The sequence below is a fragment of the Bradyrhizobium sp. P5_C11_2 genome (assembly GCF_054049755.1).
Genome location: NZ_JBFULT010000355.1, coordinates 1 through 7,909, shown reverse-complemented (window position 1 = coordinate 7,909; position 7,909 = coordinate 1). Strand labels below are relative to the sequence as shown.

The 7,909-nt window shown below is 64.3% G+C and carries 9 protein-coding genes and 1 tRNA gene; 8 read left to right on the top strand and 2 right to left on the bottom strand.

Translation table 11 applies throughout. From position 1 onward, the window contains the following. Positions 1 to 9 precede the first annotated feature (9 nt). A complete protein-coding gene (locus tag ACXJL8_RS27325; RefSeq protein WP_456620154.1) occupies positions 10 to 525 on the bottom strand; it encodes a MarR family winged helix-turn-helix transcriptional regulator in 516 nt (171 codons plus the stop codon). A 183-nt stretch (positions 526 to 708) separates the two neighbouring features. Here ACXJL8_RS27325 and ACXJL8_RS27320 point away from each other — a divergent pair, with 183 nt between their 5' ends. From ACXJL8_RS27320 to pepT, 6 genes are all read left to right on the top strand, one after another. Continuing rightward, positions 709 to 1,899 (top strand): Rieske 2Fe-2S domain-containing protein, encoded by a 1,191-nt coding sequence (locus ACXJL8_RS27320; protein WP_456685910.1) that lies wholly within the window; start codon positions 709 to 711, stop codon positions 1,897 to 1,899. Between the two features lie 61 nt (positions 1,900 to 1,960). Then, positions 1,961 to 3,256: a spinster family MFS transporter gene (locus ACXJL8_RS27315; RefSeq protein ID WP_456620156.1), complete on the top strand. Its 1,296-nt coding sequence runs from the start codon at positions 1,961 to 1,963 to the stop codon at positions 3,254 to 3,256. 142 nt (positions 3,257 to 3,398) lie between these two features. Further along, positions 3,399 to 3,602 carry a hypothetical protein gene (locus tag ACXJL8_RS27310; protein ID WP_015685754.1) on the top strand — a complete coding sequence of 68 codons (204 nt, stop codon included), beginning with the start codon at positions 3,399 to 3,401 and terminating at the stop codon, positions 3,600 to 3,602. A 158-nt stretch (positions 3,603 to 3,760) separates the two neighbouring features. After that, positions 3,761 to 3,837 (top strand) — tRNA-Asp (locus tag ACXJL8_RS27305). A gap of 200 nt (positions 3,838 to 4,037) precedes the next feature. Further along, positions 4,038 to 4,337 (top strand): HU family DNA-binding protein, encoded by a 300-nt coding sequence (locus tag ACXJL8_RS27300; protein WP_456620157.1) that lies wholly within the window; start codon positions 4,038 to 4,040, stop codon positions 4,335 to 4,337. Positions 4,338 to 4,542: 205 nt separating this feature from the next. Then, entirely contained in the window at positions 4,543 to 5,793 is a 1,251-nt protein-coding gene (pepT, locus tag ACXJL8_RS27295; RefSeq protein ID WP_456685909.1) for a peptidase T, read from the top strand. A 171-nt stretch (positions 5,794 to 5,964) separates the two neighbouring features. Here the strand turns inward: pepT and ACXJL8_RS27290 are convergent, their stop codons facing one another. After that, positions 5,965 to 6,681 (bottom strand): cation transporter, encoded by a 717-nt coding sequence (locus ACXJL8_RS27290; protein ID WP_456620159.1) that lies wholly within the window; start codon positions 6,679 to 6,681, stop codon positions 5,965 to 5,967. Positions 6,682 to 6,832: 151 nt separating this feature from the next. On the opposite strand from ACXJL8_RS27290, the gene ACXJL8_RS27285 reads away from it, so the two are divergent. Together ACXJL8_RS27285 and ACXJL8_RS27280 are read left to right on the top strand one after the other, a co-directional pair. Next, positions 6,833 to 7,132 carry a hypothetical protein gene (locus ACXJL8_RS27285; protein WP_456620160.1) on the top strand — a complete coding sequence of 100 codons (300 nt, stop codon included), beginning with the start codon at positions 6,833 to 6,835 and terminating at the stop codon, positions 7,130 to 7,132. A gap of 170 nt (positions 7,133 to 7,302) precedes the next feature. After that, complete coding sequence (locus ACXJL8_RS27280; RefSeq protein WP_456685908.1) at positions 7,303 to 7,857, top strand: sigma-70 family RNA polymerase sigma factor; 555 nt, start codon at positions 7,303 to 7,305, stop codon at positions 7,855 to 7,857. Positions 7,858 to 7,909 lie beyond the last annotated feature (52 nt).

The following is a 7,909-nucleotide window of genomic DNA, read 5'->3' as shown; positions in this document are numbered from 1 at the left end:
GCTGAGAGATCAGCGCGGAATTTTCTCTGCTTCGAGCATCTCGGCGGCGGTCGCCGTGAGCTGCTCGATCTGCGCGAGCAATGTTTCGAATTCTTCCTGGCTCAAATGTTCCAGCAGACGCCGATTGCGCTCCTGCGCGCCGGCAACGATCGCATCATGGGCGGCAAGGCCCGCAGGCGTCAGCGAGACCAGCACCTCGCGGCTGTCTTTTGGGTTCGCCGATTTCGCGATCAGCTTGCGCGACACGAGTTCCGCAAGCGCGCGGCTGATCTGGCCCTTGTCCTGGCCGACCGCTTCGGCGAGCCGCGCCACGCTCATCGGCGGCCGCCGGCCGAGCGAGGCGACGAGACCGAACTCGACCGAGGACAACCCGGCAAGACGCTTGTAGCGCAGGATCGCGCCGCGCTTGAGCAGATTGGCCAGCACCATCAACCGCGACGACAGCATCTCGGTGATCGGCGCCGGCGAGTGACTTTCGTCCGCATCGGACGACGCGCGCCCGTCCCTGCTCGATGTCTGGCTCATGATCCACCTCTGCCAAGAAAGCCGAGGCGTGCCAAGTGTTGGTAGCGCAACCTCCCCCAGCCGCATCGAAATGCGATTAAGAGGCACTTGGAAAGTCGTTGACATTGTCATCGATCGGCATTTGACTGGATCCAATCATCAAGAACGACCCGGCCCACGAGGCCTGGCGGCGGGAGGACCAGCATGAGCATCACTCAGCGGGATCGCGATCTCGGTACGGCCTATGCGATGAAGCCGGCACATACGCGCACCGAGCTCACCTCGGTCGTGCGCGGCACACCGATGGGCGAGCTGCTCCGCCGCTACTGGCATCCGGTCGGCCTCGCCGGTGACGCCACCGACACACCGAAGAAAGTGCGCGCGCTCGGCGAGGATCTCATCCTGTTCCGCGACAAGCACGGCCGCGTTGGCCTTTTGCACGCCCGCTGCTGCCACCGCGGCACCACGCTCTATTACGGCAAGGTCGAGGAGGATGGCATCCGCTGCTGCTATCACGGCTGGAAGTTCGACACCGAGGGTCACTGCCTGGAGCAGCCCTGCGAGCCCGACGGCGGCCAGTTCAAGGACAAGGTGCGCCAGCCCTGGTATCCGGTCGAAGAGCGCTACGGGTTGATCTTCGCCTATATGGGGCCGGCCGAGAAACGCCCCGTCCTGCCGGCTTACCAATGCCTGGAGACCATGGACGACGGCGAGTTCGTCGAAGCCGACGATTCCTCGATCGGCGGCGGCGGCCCTGCGATCATCCCCTGCAACTGGCTCCAGCATTTCGAGAACGTGGTCGATCCCTATCACGTGCCGGTGCTGCACGGCTCGTTCTCGGGGCCGCAATTCACCAACATGATGGCCTCGATGCCGGAGGTGACGTTCGACAGGACGCCGCGCGGGATCGCCGTGCGCTCGATCCGCAGGCAGGACGACGGCAAGGTATTCTACCGCGTCACCGAAGCCGCCCTGCCGACCTTGCGCGTGGTGCCGAACCCGCGTGTGGCGCAATTCGCCCGTGTCGAGTCGATCGGCTGGACGCTGCCGATCGACGACACCTCGTTCCGCATCTACGTCGCCGGCCGCGTCAAGAATGCCGGCGACATCGGCCGCATGCGCTCCAAGTTCAACGGAAAATTCTGGTGGGACATGACCGAGGAAGAGCACCAGCAATTCCCGGGCGATTACGAGGCCCAGGTCGGCCARGGCCCGACGACCATTCATTCCGAGGAGCATTTCGGCCAGAGCGACCGCGGCATCCTGATGATCCGGCGCATGCTGGGCGACCAGCTCGAGGCGATGGCCGCAGACCGCGACCCGATCGGCGTCTCGTTCGACGCAAGCGCAGCGCCGGTCGAATTCGAAGCGGGGAATTACATCCGCGACGCGTGAAGCAGCCAGCTCCAATCAGGGCTGGACCGACAACGATAACAAAGACTAATTGGGGGAAGCGATGGTCGATGTGACGTCACAAATGTCGGTGCAAACGACTGCTGCGGCAACGCCGTCGGCGCGGCGCTATTACGTGCTGGGCCTGCTCACCATCATCTACGCGCTGAATTTCCTCGACCGCACCATCTTCAACGTCCTGATCGAGCCGATCAAGAAGGAGTTTCAGCTCAGCGACACCATGATGGGCCTGCTCGCGGGCTTCGGCTTCGCGCTGTTCTATTCGCTGCTCGGCATCCCCATCGCGCGCGTCGCCGACCGGCTCAACCGGCGCAACATCGTGGCCGTGGCCCTGGCGTTCTGGAGCGCGATGACGGCGCTGTGCGGCATGGCCTCGAGCGTGACCTCGCTGGCGCTGGCCAGAATCGGCGTCGGCATCGGCGAATCCGCGGGCTCGCCAGCCTCGCAGTCGATCGTCGCCGACCTCTTTGCCAAGAACGAGCGCCCGCGCGCGCTCGGCATCTACGCCATCGGCACCTATCTCGGCGTCTTCCTCGGCTATTTCGTCGGCGGCTACGTCAATCAGCACTATGGCTGGCGGATGGCGTTCTATGTCGCCGGCCTGCCCGGCATCCTGCTTGCCCTGGTGCTGTGGCTGACGATCTCCGAGCCGAAGCGCGGCGCGATGCAGGAGAGCTTCGTGCCCGAGCCGCTCGGGCCGACGCTGCGCTTCCTGGCCTCGCAGCGGAGCTTCATCATCGTGCTGATCGGCTTCTGCCTCACGACCTACACGAACTACGCCACCGCGGCCTGGATCCCGCCGTTCCTCGCGCGCGTGCACCATCTGTCGAGCGCCGAGATCGGCACCTATGCCGGCACCTTCAAGGGGCTGGCCGGCATGGCCGGCACCCTGCTCGGCGGCTTCGTGGTGGCGCAAGTGAGCCGCCGCGACGACCGGTGGAAGCTGTGGGCGCCCGCGATCACCTCTGGCCTCGCCGGCCCGGTGTTCGCGCTGTGCATGCTGACGCAGGATTTCGCGATGATGGTCGCGATGCTCGCGCTGACCTCGTTCCTGGTCGGCTTCCATCTCGGGCCGATCTTCGCGATCGCGCAGACCGTGGCAAAGCCCAGCATGCGGGCGCTGGCCTCCGCCCTGATCGCGCTGACCGCCACCTGCTTCGGCCAGGGCGTCGGCCCGCTCGCGGTGGGCATGGTCAACGACGCCCTGAAGGGCAGTTTTGGCACTGATGCCGTGCGCTACTCGCTGCTCTCGGCGGCGGTCACGACCACGCTGGGCGCCCTGCTGTTCGTCTGGGCCGCGCGGTCGATCCGGGACGATATCGGCCGGGCGGCCGCCTGAGGGCGGCGCCGCGCCGCAAGCCCGGCGAAACCAACCGGGCGCATTAATGAAACCATTTTGCGGAACCCGCGAAACCATCCGGAAACAGTCGGTCCTTAGAAGAAGAGCCATAGACGGCGGCAAAGCCCGTCGGGAGGCTCAGATGAACCACTCCATTCACTCTGCTGATCGTGCGACCCACCTGAAGATCGTGGTGGTGGCGCTGGTGGCCGGCATTGCGGTGGCCGGCTTCGGGATCGCGGCCCGCACCAATGCCGATTACAGCCAGACCGCCCAGTCGACCCATGTGATCAAGGCCGGCAAGCCGGTGGTGGTCACCAGCGCGGGCACGTCCGAGATTCGCTGACGGGCCCTGTTCCGGGCAGATCGATGGCCGCCTCCGGGCGGCCTTTTCGTTTTCCTGAGCAATACTTAGCCGAGACGCCCTGGCGAAGCGCAACGTCCTTGACTTCAACATGTCCCCCCTTTAAGTCCCCCCTCGTTCCGCGAGCGTTTACGCAGCACGCGGGAGTAGCTCAGTTGGTTAGAGCGCCGGCCTGTCACGCCGGAGGTCGCGGGTTCGAGCCCCGTCTCTCGCGCCATTTTGGCAATCCCTTCATAGCCTTAGCCCGAACTCTTCGACGCCCATTGCGGCGGCGGTCGATGACCTGCGTCCAGATGGAACCGCGGCGTAGTCAGCCTGCGCCCGAATCGTCTAGGCCTGCCAGGACTTAGAGAATCCCCTCACGCTTCTCGACTTTTCCAGGGATTCCCTGCCATTGGACAATCGAGGAGGCCAGACATGGCAAAGAAGGCAGCCGCTCCCGCCACCATCACCCTCAAACATCTCGCCGCGGATATCGCGGAAAGCCAGGACCTCTCGAAGAAGCATGCCGAGGCCGTCCTCACCGACATGGTCGATCTGATCGCAAGACACCTGAAGAAAGGCGACCGCGTCCGAATCGTGGGTCTCGGCATCCTCCAGGTCCGCAAGCGCGCCGCCCGCACCGGTCGCAATCCCGCCACTGGCGAGCCGATCCATATCAAGGCCAGCAAGAAGGTCTCGTTCCGCCCGGTCAAGGAGCTCAAGGAGGCGATCTAGAGCCATTTCCGTTCCGATTGCATCGGAACGGGGCTCTAGATTCTTGTTTGGACGCGTTTTCTTTATGCGAACCGGGATCCACTTCGCTCGAAAACGCTATGGCCGCTACGTTTCATTAAGCCTGATCCGACGTCGTTCCGGCCGCAACGCCGCCCGCTTTCTGGTATATCGCCTACTTCCCCTGACCCCGGCGGTTTGACCAGAAATGTCCTCCCTCACCTTCGCGCACAYCGTGACCGAGCGCTTCCTGCGCTACGTCACCATCGACACCCAGTCCGATCCGGAATCCCCGGCCTCGCCTTCGACCGAAAAGCAGAAAGACCTCGGCCGCGTGCTCGCCGCCGAGCTGAAAGCCATGGGCGTCGCGGACGCCCATCTCGACGATTACGGCTACGTCTATGGAACGATCCCGGCCAACACACCTAAGAAGGTGCCGGTGATCTGCTTCTGCTCGCACATGGACACCTCGCCCGACTTGACCGGCAAGAACGTCAAGCCACAGGTCGTGAAGAACTATCGCGGCGGCGACATCACCTTGCCGGGCGATACCAGCCAGGTGATCCGCTTCGCCGAGCACCCCGCGCTGAAGAACCAGATCGGCAACGACATCATCACCACCGACGGCACCACGCTGCTGGGCGCCGACAACAAGGCCGGCGTCGCCGAGATCATGGATGCCGCGCATTTCTTCATCAACAATCCCGACGTGAAGCACGGCACCATCAAGATCCTGTTCACGCCCGACGAGGAAATCGGCCGCGGCGTCGACAATGTCGACCTGAAGAAGCTGGGCGCGGATTTCGGCTACACCATGGACGGCGAGAGTGCCGGCAGTGTCGAGGACGAGACCTTCTCGGCCGACGGCGCCACCATCACCATCCACGGCGTCAGCGCCCATCCCGGCTATGCCAAGGGCAAGATGGAGCACGCGATCAAGATCGCAGCCGCGATCGTCGAGCGCCTGCCCAAGGAAGGCTGCTCGCCCGAGACGACCTCGGGCAAGCAGGGCTTCCTGCATCCGATCGGCATCACCGGTGCGCTGGAGCAGGCGACGCTCGCCTTCATCGTGCGCGACTTCACCGAGGAAGGGTTGAAGGAGAAGGAGGTCCTGCTCGAGGGCATCGTCAAGGACGTGATGAAGGACTATCCGCGCTCGACCTACAAGTTCGACGTGCGGGAGCAGTACCGCAACATGAAGCAGGTGATCGACCGTCACCCGCACATCCTCGAATACGCCATCGAAGCGATCCGCCGCGCCGGGCTGCGCCCGATGCGCACCGCGATCCGCGGCGGCACCGACGGCTCGCGCCTGTCGTTCATGGGCCTGCCCTGCCCCAACATCTTTGCCGGCGAGCACGCCTTCCACTCGCGGCTCGAATGGGTCAGCCGTCAGGACATGGAGAAGGCGGTGCAGACGATCGTGCACCTTGCCATGATCTGGGAGGAGAAGGCGTAGGGACCCCCGGCGACACGCGAAATAATCGCTGCCGTCAACGGAACGATCCAGCAATAGGCACGTTGGACGTTCAAGTCCCAAGGATGAGATTGTGAGCACAAAAGGCCTCAGCCGGTCAGCCCCGGGCTGGGGCCTTTCCGCGTCTCAATTGCGCCCGGGACTGGCCTCCCCTCAGGCGGTCGCAGCAGCTTGGCCGCCGCGATACTCCGCCCACGCTTGCCGCAGGATTTGCAGCGATGAAGTGAGGAAGATTCCCGCCATCGCCGCGGCAACGGCCAGATCAGGCCATGCCGTCCCGGTACCGAACACGCCAACGGCAGCAATCATCACGATGACGTTGCCGACCGCGTCGTTGCGCGAGCAGAGCCATACCGACCGCACGTTGGCGTCGCCGTCCTTGTAGCGCGCGAGCAAGAGAACCGAAGTCAGATTCGCCGCCAGCGCGGCCAAGCTCATCGCTCCCATCAGCTCCGCACGGGGAAGCCCCAGGATCAGGGTCTGATAGACCGTTGATCCGAACACCCAGGCTGCCATCGCGCTAAGCGACAACCCCTTGAACAGTGCGGCGGTGGCCCGTGTCTTGAGGCTCGCGCCGATGACCGAAAGGCTCAAGCCGTAGGTGACTGTATCGGCCAGGAAGTCGAGAGCGTCGGCCTTGAGAGCCTGCGAGCCGGCCAGATGGCCCGCCGCCATTTCGGTTACGAACATCGCCGCGTTGATGGCGATGACGGTCCACAATACGCGCTTGTATCGTGGATCAAGCCCGTCGAAGACCGGAACGCCTGCCGAGCAGCAGTCGGCGCAGCCCGACGTGGCGACTTCCTCCACCCGGGGTTTGGCGGCCTTCTCGCAGCACGCGTCGTGTGAGCAGCACGTCTCTTCAGACATTCCAGGCTCCTCTCGGGCGTGCGATCTTACCACGAGCCCGCAACGATGGCGATCTCGTGAAGTTCCTTGCCTTTCCAGGCGGGATCGCCTGTGCGAGAACCACGTCGTGAAAATTGCATACGCCCTTCGCTGTCTGCTTGCGGTCCTCGTGATGGTCTCCCTGGCCACCGCGCCGCTGGCTGCGCCTGCCGCCGCGCAGAACACATCCGCCGCGGTGGCGATGGACGACGGCGCGATGGCCATGCCGTGCTGCCCGGACCAGAGCAAGGATTGCCAGTCCTGCCCTGTCCTTGCGTTGTGCCTGCTGAGCATCTCTCCGCCAGTTCCTTCCGGCGCCGCATCACTGATCGCCCGCAATTCGCTGCGACATGCGCCCGCCGTAAGCGATGACCTCCGGATCGACGGACTGGGCGCCAATCCGCCAGACCATCCTCCTCGAATCCTCGTCTGATCGGCGCATCCGCGCCTGACCGGCGACGCGCGGCTGAAGGCGGCGCGCGCTGTCTCGTGCCGTCCCGACGGCTCCATCAGATTCGATCGAGGAAATTACATCATGACGACGCTTGACGTCGCGTGCCGTCACGGCCGCGACCCGCACCTCCGCCTGGAGGTCGGCAAGGCATGACTRCATCCCAGGAAGCCGAGCTCAAGGCCTTGATGCTGCGCAGCCGGAATGGCGACCCGGCCGCCTACCGGACCCTTCTCTCCAGGCTGGCTCCGCGTCTGCGCGCCTACTACAAGCGCAAGCTGGCGATGGCCAGGCGTGGCGCCGAGGAAGCGGAGGATCTGGTGCAGGAAACTCTGCTGGCCATTCACCTCAAGCGTCACACCTACGATGCCGATGCCCTGTTCACACCCTGGCTTCATGCCATCGCGCGCTACAAGCTCATCGACCACCTTCGCCGAGGCGGGGTGTCAGCACGCGAGGTGCCGATCGACGAACATCCCGAGCTCATGGCCGCCGATGATCAAGTTACCATCGAGGGCACGCGCGACATGGCTACATTGCTCGACCGGCTTCCAAGGCGGATGCGGCTGGCGATCGAGGCCGTAAAGCTCGAAGGCAAGAGCGTGTCCGAGACCGCGACGCGCTATGGCATGTCGGAATCGAACGTCAAGATCAGCATCCATCGTGGCCTGAAAGCGTTGGCTGCTCTCGTTGCAAGGCGGGACTGATTTCCATCGCCTCGTCTTTCCTGCGCTACTCGACCGCCGCGACCCAAACCAT